Below are 23,968 nucleotides of genomic sequence, written 5' to 3' on the forward strand. Positions count from 1 at the left end.
CTCTACAAAGATAGTGGCTACTATAAAATTAGCAGCTATTAAAAAGCCCATACTAAACAATGATGCTTAGTATGGGCTTTATGTTATACGCTTAAAATTTAAGCATTAGGTTTTGTGGTTTTTGCAATCCACTCTTGTAACCATATAATTTCAGGCTGCTGGGCATCAATGATGTCTTGTGCCAATTTACGCATTTCTTTATCAGCACCATATTGGAGCTGTATCATTGCCATATCTACCGCGCCGCGATGATGAGGCAGCATACCACTTGCAAATGCCATGTCTGGCACAGGGTTTGCGATGCCAGTCATCATGTTGTCATGCATGGCTTGCATGCCTACCGTATAAGCTTGTTGCATTGCTTGGGTATCGGGCTTCGGCTTGGGCGCATCAGGGTGGCTAGCAAGCCATTTATTTATAATATCAATCTCAAGCTGCTGTGAGTCAATGATGTCTTTTGCCAGCTTACGCATCGTCTCATCAGTACCGTATTTAAGCTCAATCTTTGCCATATCTACTGCACCATGATGATGCCCAAGCATACTTTTTGCAAAGGCTGTATCAGGATCATTATAAGCCATACCTACCATCATCTCATTATGCATATCAGTCATAGACTTCGTATAGTCTTTAAATATGTCCGTCATTGGCATCTCATCTGGCGTAGTATCAGCAGTCATCATATCGTGAGCATCCATATCTTCATGGTTGTCAACTTGCTCTGCTACGACCGGTGCATCGTCTTGCACTGCATTCACCTCAACATCATCTGATGCTGGCTGGCAAGCACTTATTAATAGCGTAGCAGACACGCCAGTAGCAAACAAGGCAAAACGATGAAAAGCAGTCATGACATATCCTTACCATAAATTGAACAAGAAGCTTAGCAAAAAAGCATATGAATCATATAGAGCACATAGCTAAATGTTAACAGATAAATCTTACTCTTTCGAGACGCTATGTTTAAGATGTCGTAATATAGTGATCTTAAATAAAAAAGCTATCTTAAGTACAGCTTTACTCAGGTATTATTATAGCTAACCTATGACGCCAAGTTTTCGGCATTGCTCACTATTTAAATGAATGCGTACAAACTCACCAACGCCCAACTCTCCAAGCTCAAATCCTGCCACTGACCAGCGTATCAAGCGTAAGCAAGGCAGCCCTACATGCGCAGTCATACGCCTCACTTGGCGATTTTTGCCTTCATAAATAGTCAGCATCAACCATGACGTTGGGATATTTTTACGCTCACGAATAGGCGGCTCACGCTCCCATAATGTAATCGGCAAGTCGACTTCATCCACCAATACTGCAGAGGCAGGCAATGTCTTACCGTCTTTCAAGACCACGCCTGACGCCAGCGCCTTTAATTGGACAGAAGTGACCATGCCTTCTACTTGCACCAAGTAAGTCTTACCTTGTTTTTGTTTGTTTTGCGCAAAACCCTTTGCAGATGGTGGCTGCGTGATGGCTTTATTAATGCGTCCATCACTGGTCAAAATCAGTAGCCCCTCTGAGGTAGCATCAAGTCGACCAGCGATACGGAGTGACTTGTCCGTAAAATATTCTGATAGAGTAGTATGGTCATTATTGCTTTCATCACGGAATTGACTTTGTACTCCGTAAGGCTTATTAAACAAAATCAGGCTAGAGCTGGACATAAAATAGCGTTTCCCAAAAATAAAATGGCGGATAGCAGGACATATACTATAAGAATTAATATACGAGTAAAGCCTAAAGGTAGAGGCATGTTTTACCTTAAGTTTATCGTATTGTACAAACATTTATAATGCTGTCATCACCATGATAAAACAGCTAGCATAACAGAATGCCAAGGACGCTTAAAACACATAATACATATCAAGGAGTATCACCTCATGTCATATAACAAGGTTATCGTACCAATAAACGGCGAAAAAATAACCGTAAATGCTGATTTATCCTTCAATATTCCAAATCATCCGATCATTCCCTTTATCGAAGGCGATGGCATCGGCGTTGATATCACACCTGTCATGATTGAAGTGATTGATGCGGCAGTTGAAAAAGCTTATAAAGGCAAAAAGTCCATCGTTTGGATGGAGACCTATTGCGGTGAAAAAGCCTCTAAAATTTATGACGGCGAATTTATGCCAGAAGAGACGCTTGATGTGTTGTGTGATTATGTCATCAGTATAAAAGGTCCGCTGACCACGCCAGTTGGCGGTGGTATGCGCTCGCTGAACGTGGCAATGCGACAAGAGCTTGATTTGTACGTTTGTCAGCGTCCTGTACGTTGGTTCGAAGGCGTTCCAAGTCCTGTCCAACATCCTGAGTTGACTGATATGATTATTTTCCGCGAAAACTCAGAAGATATCTATGCCGGTATCGAGTGGAAAGCAGGCAGTGAGGATGCCAAAAAAGTCATTAAGTTTTTAAAAGAAGAGATGGGCGTGACACAGATTCGCTTTTCAGAAGATTGTGGCATTGGTATCAAGCCAGTATCAAAAGAGGGCTCACAGCGTTTGATTTGTAAAGCGATTCAGCACGCCATCGACAATGACTTGCCCAATGTGACGCTTGTGCATAAAGGCAATATTATGAAGTTCACTGAAGGCGCTTTTAAAGAGTGGGGATATGAAGTTGCTACTGAGTGCTTTGGTGCTCAATTACTAGATGGTGGCCCTTGGATGACGATAACAAATCCTAAGACGGGTCATAAGATTGTGATTAAAGATGTGATTGCGGATGCGTTTTTGCAGCAAATCCTGATGCGTCCAGCTGACTACTCAGTGATTGCGACATTAAACCTAAACGGCGACTACATCTCTGACGCGTTAGCCGCGCAAGTCGGTGGTATCGGTATTGCTCCGGGTGCTAATAAAGGAGTTGCTATTGCCGTATATGAGGCAACCCATGGTACAGCTCCAAAGTACGCCGGACAAAACAAAGTCAATCCGGGTTCGCTTATTTTGTCAGCTGAGATGATGTTACGTGATATGGGCTGGACAAAGGCCGCTGACTTGGTCATCGAAGGTATCCAAGGTGCTATCAAAAATAAGACCGTGACCTACGATTTTGAACGCTTGATGCCGGATGCCACCTTACTGAGTACCTCTGAGTTTGGTAAAGCAATCATCAAACATATGAATGCGTAAGAAAATGATGTCTTTTACACAATGTCTTGTAAATAGTCTCTGACATAAAAATCACTCATTAATAAAAGACAAAAAAACACCCCAAAATCTAAGATATTTGGGGTGTTTTTTTTACGCTAATGTCACTTCTATAAATTAACTTTTATAAGATGGGTTAATTATAATGAAGCAATGGCGTTATTGAACAAAGTGCTAGGACGCATTGCTTGCTCAGCCAATGCTTCATCCGCTAGGTAATAGCCTTTAAGATCCATAGGCTTACCTTGAGCATCATTTAGCTCTTTGATAATAGCTGCTTCATTGCTCTCAAGATTCTGCGCAAGTGCGGTAAATTGTGCTTTTAGCTCGCCGTCTTGCTCTTGAGCGGCAAGCTCTTGTGCCCAATACATCGCAAGATAGAAGTGACTGCCACGATTGTCAAGCTCACCAGTTTTGCGTGATGGAGACTTGTCATTCAATAACAGCTTTTCAGTTGCTCTATCTAAGGTATCAGCCAATACCTGAGCTTTAGGGTTGTTGTCATTCTGTGCTAAATGCTCTAGCGACACAGTCAATGCCAAGAACTCACCCAAAGAATCCCAACGTAAGTGGTTTTCTTCAACCAATTGTTGTACATGCTTTGGTGCTGAACCGCCAGCGCCTGTTTCAAACAAACCGCCGCCCTTCATTAATGGAACCACTGACAACATCTTAGCACTGGTGCCCAATTCTAAAATCGGGAATAAGTCAGTGAGATAATCACGTAAGATATTACCAGTAGCAGAAATCGTATCAAGACCACGAGCAACGCGCTCTAAGGTATAACGCATGGCACGAACTTGTGACATGGTTTCGATATGTAGACCAGTGGTATCATGATCTTTTAAATACATTTTTACCTTTTTGATCAGCTCGTTTTCGTGTGGACGATACGGGTCTAACCAAAAGATAACTGGTGTATTCGATTCGCGTGCACGGCGTACTGCAAGCTTGACCCAATCTTGGATAGGCTCATCTTTAACCTGACACATGCGCCAGATATCACCTTTTTCAACACGCTGCTCAAGCAAGATTTCATTTGTTTCTTCGTCAACAATACGAGCAATACCGTTATCGCTCGCTTCAAAAGTCTTGTCGTGTGAGCCATATTCTTCCGCTTTTTGAGCCATTAGACCGACGTTAGGTACTGTACCCATCGTTGTTGGATCAAAGTTGCCATGCCATTTGCAGAAATTGATCATTTCTTGATAAATGCGGGCAAAGGTAGATTCTGGCATGACAGCTTTACAGTCATATAGTTTACCATCAGCACCCCACATTTTTCCGCCGTTACGAATCATAGCTGGCATGGATGCATCAACGATGATGTCACTTGGCGAATGGAAGTTGGTGATGCCTTTTGATGAATCAACCATCGCCAAACGTGGGCGGTGGACTTGGCAAGCATGTAGATCACGCTCAATCTCTTCACGCAAACTGGCTGGCAACTCGGCAATTTTTTCATACAAACTTGCCATGCCGTTATTAACATTGACACCTAGCTCGTCAAATAATGCGCCATGCTTTTGGAAAGCATCTTTATAGTAGATTCTGACCGCATGACCGAAGACGATAGGGTGTGATACTTTCATCATGGTCGCTTTTACGTGCAACGAGAATAAGATACCAGCTTCACGGCAGTCTTCCATTTCACGCTCATAAAAATCAAGCAGTGATTTTTTGCTCATAAACATAAGATCGATGACTTCTTTATCAAGCAAAGCGATGCCTGTTTTGAATACATTTACAGTGCCATCGTCCGCTAAGCGTTCCATACGTACAGTACGCGCTTTATCTAAAGTGATAGATTGCTCGCCATCATAGAAGTCGCCGCTGTGCATATGTGATACATGCGTTTGTGACCATTGTTTCCATTCACCCATAGAATGCGGATGTTTGCGTGCGTAGTTTTTGACCGCTTTTGGTGCGCGGCGATCTGAGTTACCTTCACGAAGTACAGGGTTTACCGAGCTGCCTAGACTTTTGCCATAACGCAGACGAATCGATTTTTCTTCGTCAGTTTTTGGGTCATCTGGAAAATCAGGAATAGCGTAGCCTTTACCTTGTAGCTCTTTAATAGCTGCTTTCAACTGTTGAACAGAAGCACTGATATTTGGCAGTTTAATGATGTTGGTGTTTGGATCTTGTGTCAGACGACCTAGCTCAGCTAAGTTATCAGGAACGCGTTGCTCTTCACTTAAAAACTCAGGGAATTCAGCCAATACACGCGCAGCAACTGAGATATCACTGGTGTCAACTTCAATGCCTGCTGTGTGAGTAAATGCTTTGACAATAGGCAAGAATGATACGGTTGCAAGCGCTGGGGCTTCGTCGGTTTTTGTATAAATAATTTTTGACATTGTAGTAGAGTATTCCTTTATGTTGTCATTAATAAGGGGAGTAAGGCTTGGATCTTATTTAATCGCTTTATATAGCCTTCATACCATAATGAGTGATGGCGCTAAATTAAGCACATCAAGTGTCACTTTTGCAATCATACAAAAATATATTTAAACAGTTTGACGCATTTAAATAGTTTTGAGACTGCTTGTTGACCTTATTTTGCAAAACTATCTTTTGGAAGCTGTTTTAACCTTTATGACAAACTTACCGCCAAAAGAGGGGTTGAACGATTGGGTAACACTGCCTGACGATACATGAAAGTCGATATATTATAGTTCATCCACTATAAATCCGATATGATGTCAATCTCGTATGTTGAACTAAGTATACTATTTCGCTCATATCTCATCTATATGAATTATATTAAGCTAATAATACTCTTATTCTATCAGTCATCAAGATTGATATCATCTTTTCCATGTAATTTGCCTGTTTTTAATGGCAGTTTTTATTACGTATGGCATCAAAGTTTTGTTTCTATCACACTAGTACGGCATCATTTCTTAAATGGTATCAATAATCCTATAACGGTTATATAAAATTCTTGCAAATTGTGACAGCAAAAAAATGCCAAGTTGATAGGCTATATGATCAAGAAAAGTCATCAAAATAAACAGTGTACTGATTATGAATTTACAATATGCGTTACTGAACGATACCAGTTGGCAAAGCCTTGGCAATTGGCAAACGCCAGACACCCCTTTTATGTCATTTGCCTTTTGGCAAGCGCTTAGTGACACTGGCGCGATTGGCGAAGAGGCTGGCTGGTTACCTATTTATATATTGGTGCACCGTGTAGATGCCGATGATGATTTTGTAGTACAGCAAAATTTGTCTTCTGTAGAAGCTTCTATAAAGGTGAAGCAGCCGGTTGCCGTGATGCCCGTATTTATTAAAGGTCATCACCAAGGGGAATTTGTATTTGACCATTCATGGGCGCAAGCTTATGCGCAGCATGGTCTCGACTATTATCCGCGTTTGGTAACTAGCGCCCCTTATACGCCTATTACTGGGCAGCGCTTATGGCTGGCAGCAGGTGAGACGCTCGATGCTGACATTATAAAGACCGTTATTGCAGGGGTGGATGATATTGCGCAGCAAGTAGATGCCTCTGGCTGGCATGGGCTATTTGTCACGCCTGAGATGGCTGCTATCGCTAACGCATCGCTGCCGACTGATATTGATATAGAAATGGCGCTTAAAACCCAAGCAAATGGTGTAGCGGCAAAACCGATTGAGCTACCGATACTTGAGCGTCAAGGTTGCCAATTTTTATGGCAAAATAAAAATCTAACTCAAGATGAACAGCCATTTACAGATTTTGAAGCATTTTTGACTACGCTCAAAGCCAAAAAACGTAAAACCATTCGGGCTGAGCGCAGAAAAGTTGCTGAGCAAGGTATTACGTGCCAGCGAAAATGCGGTGATGACATTACCGAGTCCGACTGGAAGACTTTTTATCATTGTTATGTAATGACTTATGCGGTACGTGGGCAGCAGCCTTATTTGACCATGGATTTTTTTAAAGCATTAGCGCAACATATGGCTGAGCATTTAATGCTCGCACAAGCACTTGATGCCAACGGTGAGATTATCGCGAGCAGTCTGTTTTTATACGATAAGCCTGACAATAAAACGGCAACTTTGTACGGTCGTTATTGGGGAGCGCTTGGTAAGTATGATAGCTTGCATTTTGAGCTGTGCTATTATCAAGGTATTGAGTTTGCCATCGAGCAAGGCTTGCATTATTTCGACCCAGGAACGCAAGGCGAGCATAAGCTGATTCGTGGCTTTGTTCCAACAGCTACCCACTCACTGCACCGTATTTATGATGCGCGTTTTGTGCCAGCGATTGCTGATTTTTGCCGCAAAGATCGGCTACATATGTCGCAATATCGAGAGCAAGCGTTTGAAGCTTTGCCGTTTAATATTGATAATATGCCAATGTTTGATAACAATGAATAACCTTATCTTTTAACCATATTCTACTTAATAAAGTACACATTAGCCGTAAACTATGATCTCTCATCTTTCTTGCATAACCAATTCATTACCTCCAACTGAGCTATTACCTTGGCTAAATATCGAAGGCTCTCTTACTGCCTTGCTAGAGGTAAAAGCTGGGCGGCCATTACTCGTAGAACGCAGATTTGAGGGCTATCGGTTATTGTCTTTAGCACAAAAAAAACAATTGGGTATCAAAGGGGCAGCGCTTAGTCATCCACGGCTGGCATGGGTCCGTGAGGTATATCTATACGGTAATGACGAGCTACCATGGGTACAGGCGCAAAGCCTGTTTCCGTTATCAAGTCTAAAAGGCAGTGCCAGACGTCTACAGCAATTAAAAAGCACACCCATAGGCTATGTATTGTTTAATCGCAGTCGTACCTTGCCCAATCAGCGCTCTATCAAACATACGGCAGATGGCTGGCAACGGCAGACGCTTTATGATTGGCATGGTCGTTCTTTACTTATTAGTGAGACCTTTTTGCCACGGTTCTGTGAAAAACAATTGGATATTTAAGTACTTCATCAGAAAATTAAAACAACCAATTAATTAGCCAACTATTTTCCACTTTATTATTCAGATAAGTTTTTAGTGAATAAATTTTAATGAATTTACTGCTTCTATTTAGATGATATATTGATAAGTTACTGAAAAAAATAGATTTAAATATAGAGAATTTTGCCCTGTCGTCTACTCAAAATAAGCTGATATTTTTTTGCGCTCGCAACATAAAGTTTCATGTTACACTTAAACTTTAGCGAGAATATCGATGCAAAAGAGTATCGAATTTATCCTTAAAACTGCAAGCTAATGATAAGCTCATGCCTTTTGCTTGCCTAGTTCAAACTTCTTTTGCTACTCGCTTCTTTCAACGACCGTTATTACTAATAAACGTCACCACTTAGGACTTTACTATGTTTAAAGATATCTCTATCAAAGATTTTGATCCAGTACTTGCTGAAGCTATGGCTGCTGAAAGCGTTCGTCAAGAGAACCATATTGAGCTTATCGCTTCAGAAAACTACTGCTCACAAGCAGTGATGGAAGCGCAGGGTACTGATTTGACCAACAAATACGCTGAAGGCTATCCTGGTAAGCGCTATTACGGTGGTTGTGAGCATGTTGACGTCGTTGAGCAACTAGCTATTGACCGTGCAAAAGAATTGTTTGGTGCAGAATATGTGAACGTACAGCCACACTCTGGTAGCCAAGCAAACTCTGCTGTCTTTTTAGCATTGCTTGAAGCCAATGATACTGTGCTTGGCATGAGTTTAGATGCTGGTGGTCACTTAACGCATGGCGCACATATCAACTTCTCAGGTCTAAACTACAATGCAGTACAGTATGGTTTGGTCGAAGGCACTGGTCTTATCGATTATGACCAAGTTGAGAGCTTGGCAAAAGAGCATAAGCCTAAAATGATCATCGCTGGTTTTTCAGCGTATTCACAAGTAGTTGATTGGGCGCGTTTCCGTGAAATCGCTGACGAAGTAGGCGCTTACTTACTAGTCGATATGGCTCACGTTGCTGGTCTTATCGCTGGCGGCGTTTACCCAAGCCCAGTACCATTTGCTGATGTAGTGACCACGACTACGCACAAAACCTTACGTGGCCCACGTTCAGGTATGATTCTTGCTCGTGATGAAGTACTTGCTAAAAAGCTCAATTCTGCCGTATTCCCAGGTAACCAAGGTGGCCCGTTGATGCATGTCATCGCGGCAAAAGCAGTTTGCTTTAAAGAAGCATTAGAAGAGAACTTCAAAACCTATCAGCAGCAAGTGGTTAAAAACGCTCAAGCCATGGCGAAAGTCATTCAAGATCGCGGCTACGAAATTATCTCTGGTGGCACTGAAAACCATCTGATGCTTATCAGCTTAGTTAAGCAAGAGATGACCGGTAAAGAAGCGGATAAATGGTTGGGTGACGCACACATTACGGTCAATAAAAACGCCGTACCAAACGATCCAAAATCTCCGTTTGTGACTTCTGGTATCCGTATTGGTACACCAGCGATTACCACTCGCGGCTTCAACGAAGCACAAGCAGGTGATTTGGCAGGTTGGATTTGTGATGTTCTTGACAGCCGTGGCGATGAAGCAGTGACTGCTGAAGTACGTGGCAAAGTAGAAGCGATCTGTAAAGAGCTTCCTGTCTATGCTAAAAACCAGTAATTTCTAATTAATTGGTTTTATAAGTCAGAAATAAAAAAACCGCTTAGCTTTTGCTAGGCGGTTTTTTTGTGAGTATATGAATCAGCTTTTTATTTCATCAAATCACATAAATGGCAATTTGGTGAATATCTGCAAGATCGTCGCGTTAACGATATCAACGAAGAATGCACCAACCATAGGTACAATTAAAAATGCCTTATGTGATGGTAGGTAACGATCGGTGACCGCCTGCATATTGGCAATGGCTGTAGGAGTTGCACCCATACCGAAACCACAGTGTCCTGCTGACAAGACAGCTGCATCATAGTCTTTGCCCATGAGTTTGAAGGTCACAAAGTAAGCATAGCCAATCATTAGAACAGTTTGTGACAATAAGATGATCAATACCGGACCTGCCAAATCTGTCAATTGCCACAGCTTTAATGACAATAATGCCATCGCTAAGAAAAGACTCAAAGAAGCGTTACCGATGACGTCAATCGCACGGTCAAACATATCAAAGTTAAATACCATGGTTAAGGTATTGCGCAAAATCACACCACCTGCTAATGCCCATACGAAGGTCGGTAACTCAAACCATGTATCCTGTGCTACCAAAGTCATGAGATCAGCAAATGCCAATGCTGCGGCAAACAGTGCCAATGATTCAATGGTAGACGATGCCGTAATCAGACGGATATTATCCGGTTTTTCAAACATCTCCTTATTGCTGTGAACTTCCTCTTCGCTGTGCTTGGTGCTATAGAGCGACTGCTCACTTGCCAGTTTTTCAACATCACTTGGGTTTGGATTGTCTGCTGTAGGCTTGAGACCAAGCTTTTTAATCAAGCGACGGGCAACAGGACCACCGATAATACCACCTGCTACTAAACCATAAGTGGCAACTGCGATACCCAGCGTCGTCGCGCCAACCACACCATACTGCTCCTCCAAAGTAATGCCCCAAGCACCAGCAGTACCATGTCCACCAGTCAAAGCGATTGAACCGGTCACCAAGCCAAGCAAAGGATCAAGCCCAAGTGCGCTTGCCATTGCAACACCAAGGATGTCTTGCAAAATGATAAAAACAGACACGATAATGGTGAAAATCAGCAAGGGTGAGCCACCTGCTTTTAACCGACCAAAATCAGCGCTAAGCCCGATAGAGGCAAAAAACATCAGCATGGTCGCTGTTTGCAGTCCTTGATGGAAATTAAAGCTATAGCCCCAAACAATATTAAGAATATAAACGACAATCGCTGCGACCAAACCGCCTGCGACTGGTTCTGGAATATTGAAGTCTTCTAAAAACTTAATTCTTTTGACTAAGAAGCGTCCAAGCAAAAGTACTAATGTGGCTAATATCAGGGTGTAATAGCCGTTTAGGGTGATTTCCATATGTTAATCCTTTCTATAAATATAAATTAACCTGAATTCGGGATAAATCTGTTTTTATCTCGAATTTAGATTCTTCTCTTACTAGCGACTAAGACAAATCATCAGACGCCACGACAATCCACAGCTGTGGTTTGCCAAATTCTTTAAAAGCATCTTCTATAATACTTTTGAAGACATTAAAATCTTCGGTGTTAATATTTTTAACCGCTGTTAAATCAAGTACCAAATGCTCTATATCACTGTCTGTTAAGCAGTCCCACGCTGCATCCCAGTTATGACCAAACCAACTTGGGAAATCGCAGGCTTTCGCTAAGCTACTTAAGAGTGTTTCTTTATCTAATCGCTCTTCTATAGGTATAGCGATTGCTTGTTCAGGAATAGTAGCAAACGTTCTGCTGCTTTTACCTTTAACAAGGTTTTGATCAATGCTGCTTTGATTTACATAGTAAATAGCTTGAGGCATGTTATTTCACCTCCAGTTTTTGAAAGCTGTCGTAATGATCAAGGGTTAAATAATAAATGGTTGGTGGGTGACCACCAGTGACAATACGCCGTGCGCCGCGATGCGAAACGGCAGGTGTGGGTACAGTATATTCGCGATAGTAGCCTTGCGACTGCGCCGGTAACTTGCCTTCGCGATTATAGAAAGTGGTTCCGTCTTTGTTAGGATAAGGAAAGGGTCCACCTTGCTTGATAAGCACAAGCGTCTGATCTATTTGCGCATCACCAGTGATAGCCGCTGCATTTGAATTACTGGCAGATTCAATATGATTTTGCGATAGAGTAATAGATGGCGCGCTATCGGCAAAAAAACTGGATTTCAAATCAGCAAAGAAATAGACCGCAACAGCGATAATGGCAATCAAACTGAATAGGGTAGAGAAGCTGCTTTTCTTATTCTGGCTGCTACGATTATTTTTGCTAATGTGGTTTTGATTGTTTTTCTGACTAACATTATCTGAGCTGCGATGCATTGAATTTGCCACTGAATTGGACGCTGGCGTCTCTAAAATACTCAATTCATCCGATGTGACTTCGGTGGCGCGCAATTGGTTTTTGTCATTGCGTTCACTATTAAAATAGACACGTTGCCCTTTGCTGATAGGCTGCGCCATTCGCACGGATTTTATGTGAAAAAACACATCTTCACTCTGATTGTCGACATCGATAAAGCCATAGCCTTTATCAGAATTCCAATGCTTAATTTTGCCACTTTGCATGGGCATCCTCGTCCTATCGATAGATTTTTATCACGTAAAATAATGGCTTTATGTCATACATAATATAGTTATTAATAATAAAAAAACGCCAGCAATTAAGCTGACGTTCTGTAACAATTATACTGCAGACGACATTATAAATTGTAGTGAAGACGTAATAAATTAGGCACGCGTTTCGCCATGACCATAAACAATCCACTTTTGTGAAGTTAAGCCTTCAAGTCCGACAGGTCCACGCGCATGAATCTTGTCAGTTGAGATACCAATTTCGGCACCAAGACCATATTCAAAACCATCGGCAAAACGGCTAGAGGCGTTAATCATCACGCTTGCTGAGTCGACTTCGCGGATAAATCGCTGTGACTTGGTATAGTTATCTGTAATGATAACATCGGTATGATGACTGCCATGGGTGTTGATATGCTCAATCGCCTCATCAATGCCGGATAATATTTTAATCGCGAGGATAGGGGCGAGATATTCGGTATCCCAATCTTCAGCGGTGGCGGCTGATAAATGGCCTTTAAGGATAGTGTTATCGTTCAGAATAGCCTGCGCTTTATCATCAAGGCGTAGTTGCATCGCATTATCGGCTTCGACGATGGCTTCGGCAATTTTTGGTAACAGCTCATCAGCGATGGCTTCATCGACCAACAAGGTTTCCATGGTATTACAAGTACCATAGCGATGGGTTTTGGCATTGACACTCACGTTAATGGCAATCTCAGGATCAGCATCACTGTCGATAAAGGTATGACAGTTGCCATCTAAGTGCTTAATAACAGGCACGCGTGCATCGCGGCTGATACGTTCAATCAGCCCTTTACCGCCGCGTGGTACGATAACATCAACATACTCTGTCATAGTGATAAGCTCACCGACGGCAGCACGGTCAGTGGTCTCTAGTACTTGGACACTATACTCAGACATACCAACGTTTTTTAGTCCTTCTAAAATACATTTGGCAATCGCTTGATTGGACTCAAATGCTTCAGAGCCGCCACGTAAAATGATGGCATTACCTGACTTTAGTGCGAGCGAGGCTGCTTCCAAAGTGACATTGGGACGCGACTCATAAATCATACCGACCACACCAAGTGGCACGCGCATTTTGCCCAGATGAATACCCGACGGACGATACGTCATGTCTGTAACCTCACCAATAGGGTCAGGCAATGCCGCAACGTCTTTTAGACCTTGTAACATGCCATCAAAGCGGGCGTCATTTAACTCCAAGCGATCAAGCAGCGCAGCATCTAGGTCGTTCTTTTGTCCATTGTCCATATCAACTGTATTGGCGGCTAAAATATCTTGCTTAGCGTTCTTTAATACATCGTGAATCGCCATCAGTGCAGCATTTTTGTCACCCGTATTGGCAGCAGCCAGTGCTCTGGATGCAGCGCGCGCTTCTTTACCAACATTTTGCATATAAGCGGTTACGTCTGTGGTATTGGTTTGACTCATAAATATTCTTCCTTATAGTTATAAATAGAAAACAATCAGTGTTCTTTAGCGCTCTAATGGCACTCTGCTATTTAACATAGAGGAGATTAGTTCGATAGTAAAGCCGATTTTGTGAATAGAAGTCACTTGTCTTTATATGATAGTCATGATTGGGCATTAGATTGATGGTTACGTATTTTTAACAGAAATAGTCCGCAATTACTAAGGTAGTCGCTATGAATCGTCCGTATAGTGAGCGCTAAGCAGTAAAAGATTCATTTTAGCTTTAACACGTTATTTTTAAACTCGCTCGGCTACATGATAGCTATTCATAGTGGAAATTAATGATAGTAAATAAAAATATTGGAGAATAAACATGACCATTGATCAACAACAAATTCAAAAATCTGGCGCGTACAAAAACTGGTTGGGCGTTGGATTGGTTGCAGCGGCATTGACGCTAAGTGCCTGTGGTAAGAAAGATGAGCCACCGGTAGAGACGGCGCCAGCAGTCGATGCGCAGACTGCGGTAGAAGATGAAGCAACGGGTATGGCTACTGCCGGCAGTGCTGACGATGTTGCGGTAGCATCTGCTGACAATGATATGGATGTCAGTAGCACGGATGATGTGGCCGTAGCAACTGCGGATGATGCAGAGATGATGGACGGTACTGAAAGCGAAGAGCACGTCTCAAGCTACTAATGTGGCAGATAAAACAGCGCTCACGCTATTAAGATGATAAAATAAGGCCCATAATTGACTGTATATTATGGGCCTTATTTTATAAAGGTAATTTATTGCCAAACGCCTTTTTAATGCTAAGCACCTTTTTACGTCATGTTTTCATTCATATTTATTGGAAGTCTGCTAAACCATGCTTGATACTGCAAATAATCCGACTCGACCTATCGCTTTAGATTTACAAGATATCCATAAAAGTTTCGGCTCATTGGCCGTACTGAAAGGCGTATCTCTAACTGCCTATGACGGCGATGTTATCTCTATTTTAGGCTCGTCTGGCTCAGGTAAGTCGACCCTGCTGCGCTGTATCAATCTGCTCGAAAAGCCCAATCAAGGTCGCATTATTATCGGTAAAGATGAGCTGATGCTAAAGCCAGCTAAGTCAGGCGAATTGCAAGCGGCTGATATCAAACAGCTAGAACACTTGCGCGCACGCGTGGGTTTTGTCTTTCAGAATTTCAACCTATGGCCACATAAAACGATTATTGACAATATCATTGAAGGGCCAATACAAGTCTTAAAAATAAAAAAAGACCAAGCCATTAGCGATGCTGAGAAGCTGCTTGATAAAGTGGGTTTGCTTGATAAAAAAGACGCTTATCCTGCTAATCTGTCTGGTGGTCAGCGTCAGCGTGTTGCTATTGCACGCGCGCTTGCTATGCAGCCACAGGTATTATTATTTGATGAACCGACTTCTGCTTTAGACCCTGAGCTGGTCAATGAAGTGCTTGCCGTTATGCGAGAGCTAGCCGCAGAGGGACGCACGATGTTGATTGTGACCCATGAAATGCGTTTTGCTCGTGACGTTTCTAGTAAAGTGGTGTTTTTACACCAAGGCGTTATTGAAGAGATTGGTACACCTGAGCAAGTCTTTGATAACCCTAAGTCTGAGCGCGTTAGAGACTTTATGGCTTCACATCGTCAAAATTAATCCATTGCTTAAATCTAGTAAAATCGCAATCTTAGCAATAATTGTTTAAAACGCTAAGATTGCACATCAGTAAATCTATTCGTGCCTTTATTACTCAATAATCACAGTCGGTATGCAAAACGTTTGTTTTTGATATTCCACTCAGGTATTATCAAAAGACTTGTGAGCGGGTATGCATAGCACTTATCCATATACCTAAACATCTCACAGCCTGAATATCCAGTTGCCTGAATCCGAGTGACTTATCTGGCAGGGACGTCAGAGAAAATATACCAGAACGCTGTATTAAAAATTAGAGATTAAAAATCATCTTAAAAATCCATCAGAATTTAAGGAACGTATGATGTCGAATTCTCGCCTATTATGGTCATCGATTACCGTTACTGCCGCGCTCATGTTAGGTGCGTGTAGCCAACCTGCCAATGACGCTGCTGATACCAATGCAGATGCACCGGCAGCAGGAACCACTGGCAAGACCATTCGTATTGCGACTGAAGGCGCATACCCTCCTTTTAACTATACCAATGCCGATGGCAGTTTGGCGGGTTTCGATATCGACGTTGCCAATGCTCTATGTGAGCAGATGCAAGCCAAATGTGAAATTGTCGCTCAAGATTGGGACGGTATTATTCCGGGTTTATTGGCGCAAAAATACGATGCGGTTATCGCTGGTATGTCTATTACCGCTGAACGTCAAGAAAAAGTCGATTTTAGTGAGCCTTACTTTGCCAATACGATGGTTTGGCTGACCGATACCAAAGGCAGCTTTGATCCTAAAGTCATCAAAAATCTGACGCTTGGTGGTCAACGTTCAACGACACCAGGTGCTTATTTACAAGACAATTATGAAGGCAAAGATGGCAATACCGTTAAGCTTTATGACAATTATGACAATGCTTATTTGGACCTGAAGTCTGGTCGTAGTGATGTTGTATTGGCTGAAAAAGTATCAGCAAAATCATGGTTAGCAGACAACCCTGAAGGCTTCGGTATCGTGGGTGATGAGATTGACAATGATGACAATATTGCGATTGCTGTCCGTAAAGGCGATGCCATTAAAGAAGACTTTAATAAAGCGCTGAATGAAATTCGCAGTAACGGTGAGCTTGCCCGTCTTGAGCAGCAAAACTTTGGTCAATAATCTGTAATCATTAGCGTCGATTGTTTATATCCGTTTTAAGCAGCGGATATATATACGGCTGGTAAATATATTAAGGAATAACCACTATGATCATTTCAATGACCTCGTCAATGACCAAAAAAGCCTTGTGGTTAGCGCCACTAAGCGCTGCTATGCTGATGCTAGCTGGCTGTAATAACAGCTCTACACCAACAGAAAGCACTGAAACAGCTGCAGCAACTGATACGCCTTTAAATATCAAAATCGCGACGGAATCAAGCTATAAACCTTTTAGTTATACCGATGCTGATGGCAAGTTAATCGGCTATGAGATTGAATTGGTTGACGCACTATGTGCGCAAATGAAAGCCAAATGCGAAGTGATCTCCCAGGATTGGGATGGCTTGATTCCAGGCTTAAATGCGCAGAAGTTTGATGCTGCCATCGCTGGTATGTCAATCACCCCTGAGCGCAAAGAAGTGGTCGAATTTAGCGAACCTTACTTTCATAGCGGCATTATCTTAATCGGTAAAAAAGGCGACGATGTTAGTGTTGACGCTCTAAAAGGTCAGCCAATTGCCTCACAGCGTTCAACTGTTGCCTCGCAATATCTACAAGATAAACATGCTGATGCTGATATCAAACTTTATGATACCCAAGACAATGCGTATCTGGATCTAACGTCAGGTCGTGTGCGGGCGATGATGTCTGATAAAGTGACTGGTATTGACTGGCTAAAAACAGAAGCTGGTAAAGACTATGAGGTCAAAGGTCAAGAAATCAGCACCAATGATGATGCGATGGGTATCGCTTTCCGTAAAGGCGATCCATTGGTTGCCAAATTTAATAAAGCCTTGGCTGAGCTAAAAGACAATGGCACTTATGATCAAATCACGGGTAGCTATTTTGGTACTAGCTCAACCACTGCTGCTCAAAAAGCAGTCGCTACTAGTGATATCAAAGAAGTAGTAGTCATGGATAAAGCTAGTGTCGATGCTGATACGGCGATTGCTAAAGAAGAGCAAGCGACAGCAAACTAATACCTGTGATGACAAATATGTATTGATCCTAAGTTTTGAGGAATGCATATTTGCCAGCACTTATCAAAATTTCACGACGTAATAAACTCAAGGATGATTATGAGTAACTATCTTGTCATAGGCTCAAATTCAGTGACCAGTCAGCGGTTTTCAAAACCTATGCTAGCAGTGGCAGCATTTTTAGCTTTAGTCGGTTGTAGTAACGGTCAAGATAAAGGGGCTGAAAGGACTAACTCAGACGCTAATAATACTGCGGAGACAGCTGAGAAAAAAGCAGATGCGACAGAGGGTAATGTGCTGCGTATCGGTACTGAGGGTGCTTATGCGCCCTTTAACTATACCAATGCAGATGGCACGCTCGGCGGTTTTGATATCGAAATTGCCAATGCTATCTGTGCTGATATGCAAGTAACTTGTGAGATTGTGGCGCAAGATTGGGACGGTATCATCCCCGGTCTCAAGGCTGGTAAATATGACGCTATCGTCGCTGCGATGTCAGTCACCCCTGAGCGCGCTCAACAAGTTGCTTTTACGGATCCGTATTTTAGCAATGCGCTAGTGTTTTTAGCCAAAAAAGATAGCACCTTTGACCCTGCTAAGGTGACTGATATTAATGCCCACTCTATCGCCGCTCAGCGCTCCACCATCTCATCACAGTGGCTAGAAAACACTTATCCAAAAGCGGATATGAAGCTATATGATACATTAAGTAATGCGTTTTTAGATTTGGGTGCTGGTCGCGTCGATGCCATGATATCGGATAAACTGCCAGCGATTGAATGGCTCAGCTCGACGTCCGGTAATAATTATGTGTTAAAGGGCGCGGAGATTGATATCAATGATAACTTTGCGATTGCCGTCCGTCCGAATGATGAAGCTCTACAAGCAAAAATTAATACCTCATTGAGCAATATTAAAGCCAACGGCACTTATGATAAGATCAATCAAAAATACTTTGCTGTGCCAGCAAGTGCGACACTAACAGAAGCACCAGCTATAGATAGTGCTACACAGTAAAGGCTCAGTAGTATTACGGTTTTCACGACTGCATTAATATTGTGTTAATAAGCATGAGGACATCACCATTATGGTGATGTCCTTTTTCTTGCGTACTTATTTACAGTCACGCTATTATTGTAGACATTATTAACCAACAGATTTGCTGTTATTTAACTAAATCATCGGCCTTTTAAAGAGATAGATATCTATTTAGGCGATGCTTTTACACGTCAGTATTAACATAGCGGCGAATGAATATGATAAAATCAGCGCTCATTTCTACTGTGTCAATTATCGCGGCAATAACCGTATTAATCTAGCGTCAGTATATGACGCAAATGACTCATATTTCTTGGGTCTAAAGTACGTTTATTAACTGTATTCAGCTATTGATGCTGATTTTTTTAACTCATATTTTGCAATTTGCTAATATAAAGAGACTGAGTGGATAATCGTGTTTGACTTACAAGGATTTGGCGCGCTTTTATTGAGCGGCGCTACCGTCACCATACAGCTTGCCATGACCAGTCTGATCATCGGCATGGTCTTAGGTTTGCTCGGTGCCACAGCAAAGCTGTCTAATATCTGGCTGCTGCGCAAAATTGCGACTGTCTATACCGCCACGATGCGCGGTATTCCTGAGCTACTATTGGTACTGTTTATCTACTATGGTGGCTCTATACTGCTAATGAGCATCCTCAAAAAGTTTGGCTATAACGACTATGTCGAGATTAGTGCTTTTTGGGGCGGCGTGATGGCACTTTCTATTGCTTTCGGTGCTTATGCGACTGAAATCTTCCGTATGTCGATTCAAGAGATTCCTATAGGACAGCGAGAAGCGGCGCAAGCGATTGGTATGCGTCCTTTTCAGACTTTTTATCGCATAACCTTACCTCAAGTATGGCAGATTGCATTGCCAGGTTTGGGTAATCTATTTTTGGTTTTGCTTAAAGATACGGCACTGGTGTCGGTCGTAGGTCTCAAAGATATCATGTATCAGTCCTCGCGCGCCGCGCAATCAACACAGCAGCCATTTACCTTTTATATGGCAGCGGCAATAATTTATTTAGGTTTGACCATGCTGATTACTGGCTTTATGATGTGGCTTGAATGGCGTGCCAATCCGGCAGCGCGTTATGCTAAAAAGCTCAGCCGTCAAACCACTCACCGTCAATCGACCATAGGATAAAGGGGAAGACACTATGGATTGGAATTGGCAGGTTATTTTTGATCATATCCCAGACTTACTCGGTGGCGCGGTATTGACCGTACAGCTGGTTTTGTTCTCGGGTATTATTGGCTTATTTTTTGGTTTGGTTTTGGCGCTGTTACGGCTGTCTAAAAATTGGGTGGTACAGATATTCCCTTTTCTATATATCTTCTTTTTCCGTGGCACGCCATTACTGGTACAGATATTTTTGATTTACTATGGTCTTGGGCAGTTCGAAGCGGTACGTAATTCGTTCCTGTGGGAGCCAGTTCTTAGCCAAGCTTACTGGTGTGCTATCATTGCCTTTACCCTAAATACCAGTGCTTATTTAGCCGAGATTATCCGCGGTGCTATTCAAAATATTCCGGTCGGTGAGCTTGAAGCTGCCGATGCAATCGGGATGTCAAAGTGGCAGAAGCTGACCCGTATTACGTTACCGCGTGCCTTTGGTATTGTAATTCCGGCATACAGCAACGAAGTAATCTTTATGCTAAAGGGCAGTGCACTCGCTTCAACGATTGCTTTGATGGATATCACGGGCGTTGCCCGTACTATTAGTGCGCGGACCTATACCTTGATGGAGCTGTTCTTCGCTGCCGGTATCGTTTATCTGTTGTTATCGTGGGTTATTCTGTTTAGCTTTAGAATGTTTGAAAAGCGCATGAATCGTCACGCAAGCTATGTGCCACCAGATGTGACTACGCATACCGTCGGCTAATGATTTGTTATGAATAAAACCTATCATAAACGTTGTGATAAATAGTGCAGTATGTTTCGCTTTTTAAAATATCAATCATCTGTTGTGAGTGCCTAGTATGAGCCAATCACCATCTATATCCTTAGTCGATACAATTGCTGCCAGCGTCAAGGATGACGCGAGTATTGCCACCATTAACGATAGCGTACGAGAATCCATTGGCAAGGTCATTTGCGTTGGCCGTAACTATGCAGAACACGCGCGTGAGCTTGGCAATGAGATACCAAAATCGCCTATCTTATTCATGAAGCCAGCATCATCAGTGGTCAGTGTGCATAATGATATTGTCCGTCCAAATCCAGCGCTATATGGCGACACTCATTATGAAGCAGAGCTGTGTATTCAGCTGGCAGCCGACTTATCGGCAGCAACGATTGAACAAGCAAAGCAAGCGATAGGTGGCGTGACTTTGGGGCTTGATTTGACCCTACGTGACTTGCAAAGCAAGCTCAAAGAAAAAGGTCATCCATGGGAGCGTGCTAAATGTTTCGATGGTGCTTGTGTGCTTGCCGATTGGATTGATCCGCAAGCGTTTGGTGATTTTTGCCATGTTGAATATCAGCTCTATATCAATGACGAGCTGAAGCAAGATGGTGACAGTGCCTTGATGCTATTTCCAGTGTATGAGCTACTAGCAGAGATTAGCCATGCCTTTAGCTTACAAGCAGGCGATGTGATTATGACAGGTACGCCAAGCGGCGTTGGTGTATTGCAAGCAGCTGATACGCTAACATTCAAGCTTCGCACTCATGAATGGCAGGTGCAAGTTCGATAATTTCTTATCGCAGCAGTATCATATAAGTTTTTAAATGCATTAACGCTATCAAAAAATCCCAAGTTCACACTTGGGATTTTTTTGGTTTATCAGTGGTAATAGCCATTTGTCATGAGGTTATCGTCACATTACTATCAAATTGGCATTTGGTTTTCAACATACTGTCATAAACACTCAGTAGACTTAGGCATAATTCGTATTTTGGTGATTGCAATTACAAGACTGCAATCAACTCTCTCATGCCAATCAAGCCTAACAGCAAGGTGACTGATAATGACATTATTGAATAGCAAACAACCACTTGCCCATGAAGTCGTTGAAGATTCTAATCCGACCAACAATATCGATTTTCAAACCATTATTAGTCGTCGTTTAAATCGGCGTAGTATCCTAAAAGGTGGCACAGGATTAACAGCGGCGGCGTTTTTTGGCGCGCTACCTTTAGTCGGCTGTAGCGATGACGATGATAGTATTCCTGCCAAAAATAATGGCAATGATGCTGCTGTCCCTGCACAAGGTGATCTCAAACGTCCCGAAACTTTGAAGTTTACAGCAGTGGCGCATTCGACTACCGAAACGATGAGCGTGGCAGCAGGCTATAAAGCCGAGATGATATTACCACTTGGCACGCCGCTAATATCTGGTATTGATGACTGGAAAGACAATCGAGAGCAGTCGGCTGAGTCATTCGAATGGCGCATGGGTGATAATCATGATGGCATGTGGTTCTTTGGCAAAAAGGGCAGCGCCTATGACCCTAAAGCGTCAGAGAATGGGCTGCTGGTAATGAATCATGAGTATGTAAACAGTAGTGAGCTGAGTCCGTTTGGCTATCATGTTATCCAAGATAACAACGCCGCGCCCATCTTTCAAAATCGTCGACTTGCTAGCGACGTGCGCCGTGAGGTTAATTGTCATGGGGTGGCGGTGGTCGAGATGAAACGCCGCGCTGATGGCATGGGCTATGAGATGGTGGCTGATTCGAAATATAATCGCCGTCTCACGAGTAGTAGTACGGCGCAGTTGACAGGACCCGTTGCGGGTTCTGATTTGGTCAAGACTAAGTTTGATCCGACAGGCTTTCAGACTCGCGGTATCAATAATAACTGCGGTGCAGGTTTGTCACCTTGGGGCACCTATCTGACCACCGAAGAGAACTTTTTAGGGGTATTTGCCCGTGGGCAAGACGCTAGCCAATTAAGTGCTGGGCATAACTATGGTCGCGAACGCTACGGCGCAACGGAAAACTTCCCTGGTTGGGAATACTTATGGCATACCCCTGATGCTAAAGATGCCAAGATAAGCGACGAGTTTTCACGCTGGGATATGACCGCCGCTAGTGCTAGCGCTGCTGACGATTATAGAAATGGCTTTAATACCTTTGGCTATATCACCGAAATTGATCCTTTTGATCAAAATTCCATACCGCAAAAGCGCACAGCACTAGGACGTTTTGCTCATGAAAATTGTGCCTATGCCCCTGTTGAACAAGGCAAACCGGTGGTCTTTTATATGGGTGATGATGCTCGAGGGGAATATATCTATAAGTTCGTCTCCAAAGCCACATGGTCAAATGCTGATATCGGCGGTGGATTAAAAGCAGGTGACAAGTATTTGAATGAGGGTACGCTCTATGTTGCTATCTTTAATGAAAATGGCCGGGGTGAATGGAAAGCGTTGATTCACGGTCAAAATGGACTGGATGTCTCCAATACGGTCTTGCCTTTTCATGGACAAGATGAGGTGTTGGTCTTTGCTCGTGCAGCAGCAGATGTGGTCGGTGCCACCAAAATGGATCGACCAGAGTGGGTGTCGGTCAGTCCCATAACGGGCGATGTATATGTGACATTGACCAATAATAAATATCGCGGCGTACGTGATGATCAGCCACTTTCAGCGCCCAATCCGCGCAGCTATAATACTGGCGGCAAAGCGCGTGGTAATGACAATGGTCATATTATTCGCTGGGCAGAAGCAAGGGGCGATCATGCGGCAACCAGTTTTGAATGGGATATTTATTTATTTGCTGCGCCGAGTGATTTATCAGCAGAAAACTTATCACAATTAAATGACAATAATGACTTTTCTTCCCCCGACGGCTTATACTTTGATCCACGTGGCGTCTTATGGATTCAAACAGATGACGGTGCTTATACCGATACCAGCAGCTGTATGTTGCTAGCAGCGCTACCGGGCAATATCAGCGATGGAACCCTCACTACTACGTCAGCGGGGCAACAAACCCGAGTCGGCATGCCTGCCACTAATGACAATATCAAACGTTTCTTCGTCGGTCCGGAGGGCTGTGAAGTCACAGGTATTACGATGGCCCCAGACTTTAAAACCTTATTTATTAATATTCAGCATCCGGGTAATACGTGGGGCGCTATTGCTGGAGGTAGTACACCACGCTCAGCCACCGTCATGATTACTCGCGAAGATGGTGATGTCATACTGGCAGAGTCATTTGTCTAGTTAAACATTTGCATTAGTAATGATGCGTCTTAACAAACATAAAAATCCTAAGTCATGGCTTTGGGATTTTTGTGTTTTAGGCGGTAGTTACTAGTATGCAATTTTTGATATTGAATAATTACATGGCTTTTTGACAATA

General features: G+C 42.9%; 20 protein-coding genes. 13 read left to right on the forward strand and 7 right to left on the reverse strand.

Features of this window, described 5'->3' with window-relative positions; genetic code table 11:
• Positions 1-98: 98 nt before the first annotated feature.
• Together PCRYO_RS01625 and PCRYO_RS01630 are read right to left on the reverse strand one after the other, a co-directional pair.
• Positions 99-851 carry a CopM family metallochaperone gene (locus tag PCRYO_RS01625; RefSeq protein WP_011512682.1) on the reverse strand — a complete coding sequence of 251 codons (753 nt, stop codon included), beginning with the start codon at positions 849-851 and terminating at the stop codon, positions 99-101.
• Between the two features lie 186 nt (positions 852-1,037).
• Positions 1,038-1,664 (reverse strand): rRNA large subunit pseudouridine synthase E, encoded by a 627-nt coding sequence (locus PCRYO_RS01630; protein ID WP_011512683.1) that lies wholly within the window; start codon positions 1,662-1,664, stop codon positions 1,038-1,040.
• Between the two features lie 216 nt (positions 1,665-1,880).
• On the opposite strand from PCRYO_RS01630, the gene icd reads away from it, so the two are divergent.
• Complete coding sequence (gene icd / locus PCRYO_RS01635) at positions 1,881-3,140, forward strand: NADP-dependent isocitrate dehydrogenase (RefSeq protein WP_011512684.1); 1,260 nt, start codon at positions 1,881-1,883, stop codon at positions 3,138-3,140.
• Between the two features lie 158 nt (positions 3,141-3,298).
• Here the strand turns inward: icd and PCRYO_RS01640 are convergent, their stop codons facing one another.
• Entirely contained in the window at positions 3,299-5,518 is a 2,220-nt protein-coding gene (locus tag PCRYO_RS01640) for an NADP-dependent isocitrate dehydrogenase (protein WP_011512685.1), read from the reverse strand.
• A gap of 670 nt (positions 5,519-6,188) precedes the next feature.
• Here PCRYO_RS01640 and PCRYO_RS01645 point away from each other — a divergent pair.
• The 3 genes from PCRYO_RS01645 to glyA all read left to right on the forward strand — a co-directional run bounded on the left by PCRYO_RS01645 (position 6,189) and on the right by glyA (position 9,740).
• The gene (locus PCRYO_RS01645) at positions 6,189-7,526 is read left to right on the forward strand and encodes a GNAT family N-acetyltransferase (RefSeq protein ID WP_011512686.1); all 1,338 of its coding nucleotides are present in this window, start codon (positions 6,189-6,191) and stop codon (positions 7,524-7,526) included.
• A gap of 52 nt (positions 7,527-7,578) precedes the next feature.
• On the forward strand, positions 7,579-8,085 hold the full coding sequence (locus tag PCRYO_RS01650) for a chorismate--pyruvate lyase family protein (protein ID WP_011512687.1): 507 nt from the start codon (positions 7,579-7,581) through the stop codon (positions 8,083-8,085).
• A gap of 398 nt (positions 8,086-8,483) precedes the next feature.
• A complete protein-coding gene (glyA, locus tag PCRYO_RS01655; protein WP_011512688.1) occupies positions 8,484-9,740 on the forward strand; it encodes a serine hydroxymethyltransferase in 1,257 nt (418 codons plus the stop codon).
• 102 nt (positions 9,741-9,842) lie between these two features.
• On the opposite strand, the gene gltS is transcribed toward glyA, so the two are convergent.
• From gltS to PCRYO_RS01675, 4 genes are all read right to left on the reverse strand, one after another.
• Positions 9,843-11,117, reverse strand: a complete 1,275-nt coding sequence (gene gltS / locus PCRYO_RS01660) for a sodium/glutamate symporter (protein ID WP_011512689.1) — start codon at positions 11,115-11,117, stop codon at positions 9,843-9,845.
• A gap of 88 nt (positions 11,118-11,205) precedes the next feature.
• Positions 11,206-11,580, reverse strand: coding sequence for a barstar family protein (locus tag PCRYO_RS01665; protein ID WP_011512690.1), 375 nt, complete (start codon positions 11,578-11,580; stop codon positions 11,206-11,208).
• Position 11,581: 1 nt separating this feature from the next.
• The gene (locus PCRYO_RS13375; RefSeq protein WP_011512691.1) at positions 11,582-12,343 is read right to left on the reverse strand and encodes a ribonuclease domain-containing protein; all 762 of its coding nucleotides are present in this window, start codon (positions 12,341-12,343) and stop codon (positions 11,582-11,584) included.
• Between the two features lie 156 nt (positions 12,344-12,499).
• A complete protein-coding gene (locus PCRYO_RS01675) occupies positions 12,500-13,801 on the reverse strand; it encodes a glutamate-5-semialdehyde dehydrogenase (protein ID WP_011512692.1) in 1,302 nt (433 codons plus the stop codon).
• Between the two features lie 355 nt (positions 13,802-14,156).
• On the opposite strand from PCRYO_RS01675, the gene PCRYO_RS01680 reads away from it, so the two are divergent.
• From PCRYO_RS01680 to PCRYO_RS01720, 9 genes are all read left to right on the forward strand, one after another.
• Positions 14,157-14,483, forward strand: coding sequence for a hypothetical protein (locus PCRYO_RS01680; RefSeq protein WP_011512693.1), 327 nt, complete (start codon positions 14,157-14,159; stop codon positions 14,481-14,483).
• 172 nt (positions 14,484-14,655) lie between these two features.
• Positions 14,656-15,453 (forward strand): ABC transporter ATP-binding protein, encoded by a 798-nt coding sequence (locus PCRYO_RS01685; RefSeq protein ID WP_011512694.1) that lies wholly within the window; start codon positions 14,656-14,658, stop codon positions 15,451-15,453.
• Positions 15,454-15,793: 340 nt separating this feature from the next.
• Complete coding sequence (locus tag PCRYO_RS01690) at positions 15,794-16,594, forward strand: transporter substrate-binding domain-containing protein (RefSeq protein WP_011512695.1); 801 nt, start codon at positions 15,794-15,796, stop codon at positions 16,592-16,594.
• Positions 16,595-16,680: 86 nt separating this feature from the next.
• Entirely contained in the window at positions 16,681-17,613 is a 933-nt protein-coding gene (locus tag PCRYO_RS01695; RefSeq protein ID WP_011512696.1) for a transporter substrate-binding domain-containing protein, read from the forward strand.
• Positions 17,614-17,712: 99 nt separating this feature from the next.
• A complete protein-coding gene (locus PCRYO_RS01700; protein ID WP_011512697.1) occupies positions 17,713-18,630 on the forward strand; it encodes an ABC transporter substrate-binding protein in 918 nt (305 codons plus the stop codon).
• A 436-nt stretch (positions 18,631-19,066) separates the two neighbouring features.
• Positions 19,067-19,801: an ABC transporter permease gene (locus tag PCRYO_RS01705; RefSeq protein WP_011512698.1), complete on the forward strand. Its 735-nt coding sequence runs from the start codon at positions 19,067-19,069 to the stop codon at positions 19,799-19,801.
• A gap of 13 nt (positions 19,802-19,814) precedes the next feature.
• Complete coding sequence (locus PCRYO_RS01710) at positions 19,815-20,540, forward strand: ABC transporter permease (RefSeq protein ID WP_011512699.1); 726 nt, start codon at positions 19,815-19,817, stop codon at positions 20,538-20,540.
• Positions 20,541-20,637: 97 nt separating this feature from the next.
• Entirely contained in the window at positions 20,638-21,354 is a 717-nt protein-coding gene (locus PCRYO_RS01715; RefSeq protein ID WP_011512700.1) for a fumarylacetoacetate hydrolase family protein, read from the forward strand.
• Positions 21,355-21,627: 273 nt separating this feature from the next.
• On the forward strand, positions 21,628-23,829 hold the full coding sequence (locus PCRYO_RS01720; RefSeq protein WP_011512701.1) for a PhoX family protein: 2,202 nt from the start codon (positions 21,628-21,630) through the stop codon (positions 23,827-23,829).
• Positions 23,830-23,968 lie beyond the last annotated feature (139 nt).

It is taken from the genome of Psychrobacter cryohalolentis K5 (assembly GCF_000013905.1).
GTDB lineage: Bacteria > Pseudomonadota > Gammaproteobacteria > Pseudomonadales > Moraxellaceae > Psychrobacter > Psychrobacter cryohalolentis.

Excerpts from the sequence above, each read along its gene's own strand:
- PCRYO_RS01665 (WP_011512690.1), bottom strand. The coding sequence starts at position 11,580 with ATGCCTCAAGCTATTTACTATGTAAATCAAAGCAGCATTGATCAAAAC.
- PCRYO_RS01720 (WP_011512701.1), top strand. The coding sequence starts at position 21,628 with ATGACATTATTGAATAGCAAACAACCACTTGCCCATGAAGTCGTTGAA.
- icd (WP_011512684.1), top strand. The coding sequence starts at position 1,881 with ATGTCATATAACAAGGTTATCGTACCAATAAACGGCGAAAAAATAACC.
- PCRYO_RS01690 (WP_011512695.1), top strand. The coding sequence starts at position 15,794 with ATGATGTCGAATTCTCGCCTATTATGGTCATCGATTACCGTTACTGCC.
- PCRYO_RS01630 (WP_011512683.1), bottom strand. The coding sequence starts at position 1,664 with ATGTCCAGCTCTAGCCTGATTTTGTTTAATAAGCCTTACGGAGTACAA.
- PCRYO_RS01675 (WP_011512692.1), bottom strand. The coding sequence starts at position 13,801 with ATGAGTCAAACCAATACCACAGACGTAACCGCTTATATGCAAAATGTT.
- PCRYO_RS01700 (WP_011512697.1), top strand. The coding sequence starts at position 17,713 with ATGAGTAACTATCTTGTCATAGGCTCAAATTCAGTGACCAGTCAGCGG.
- PCRYO_RS01680 (WP_011512693.1), top strand. The coding sequence starts at position 14,157 with ATGACCATTGATCAACAACAAATTCAAAAATCTGGCGCGTACAAAAAC.
- PCRYO_RS01645 (WP_011512686.1), top strand. The coding sequence starts at position 6,189 with ATGAATTTACAATATGCGTTACTGAACGATACCAGTTGGCAAAGCCTT.
- PCRYO_RS01685 (WP_011512694.1), top strand. The coding sequence starts at position 14,656 with ATGCTTGATACTGCAAATAATCCGACTCGACCTATCGCTTTAGATTTA.
- PCRYO_RS01715 (WP_011512700.1), top strand. The coding sequence starts at position 20,638 with ATGAGCCAATCACCATCTATATCCTTAGTCGATACAATTGCTGCCAGC.
- PCRYO_RS01625 (WP_011512682.1), bottom strand. The coding sequence starts at position 851 with ATGACTGCTTTTCATCGTTTTGCCTTGTTTGCTACTGGCGTGTCTGCT.
- PCRYO_RS01650 (WP_011512687.1), top strand. The coding sequence starts at position 7,579 with ATGATCTCTCATCTTTCTTGCATAACCAATTCATTACCTCCAACTGAG.
- gltS (WP_011512689.1), bottom strand. The coding sequence starts at position 11,117 with ATGGAAATCACCCTAAACGGCTATTACACCCTGATATTAGCCACATTA.
- PCRYO_RS01710 (WP_011512699.1), top strand. The coding sequence starts at position 19,815 with ATGGATTGGAATTGGCAGGTTATTTTTGATCATATCCCAGACTTACTC.
- PCRYO_RS13375 (WP_011512691.1), bottom strand. The coding sequence starts at position 12,343 with ATGCCCATGCAAAGTGGCAAAATTAAGCATTGGAATTCTGATAAAGGC.
- PCRYO_RS01695 (WP_011512696.1), top strand. The coding sequence starts at position 16,681 with ATGATCATTTCAATGACCTCGTCAATGACCAAAAAAGCCTTGTGGTTA.
- glyA (WP_011512688.1), top strand. The coding sequence starts at position 8,484 with ATGTTTAAAGATATCTCTATCAAAGATTTTGATCCAGTACTTGCTGAA.
- PCRYO_RS01640 (WP_011512685.1), bottom strand. The coding sequence starts at position 5,518 with ATGTCAAAAATTATTTATACAAAAACCGACGAAGCCCCAGCGCTTGCA.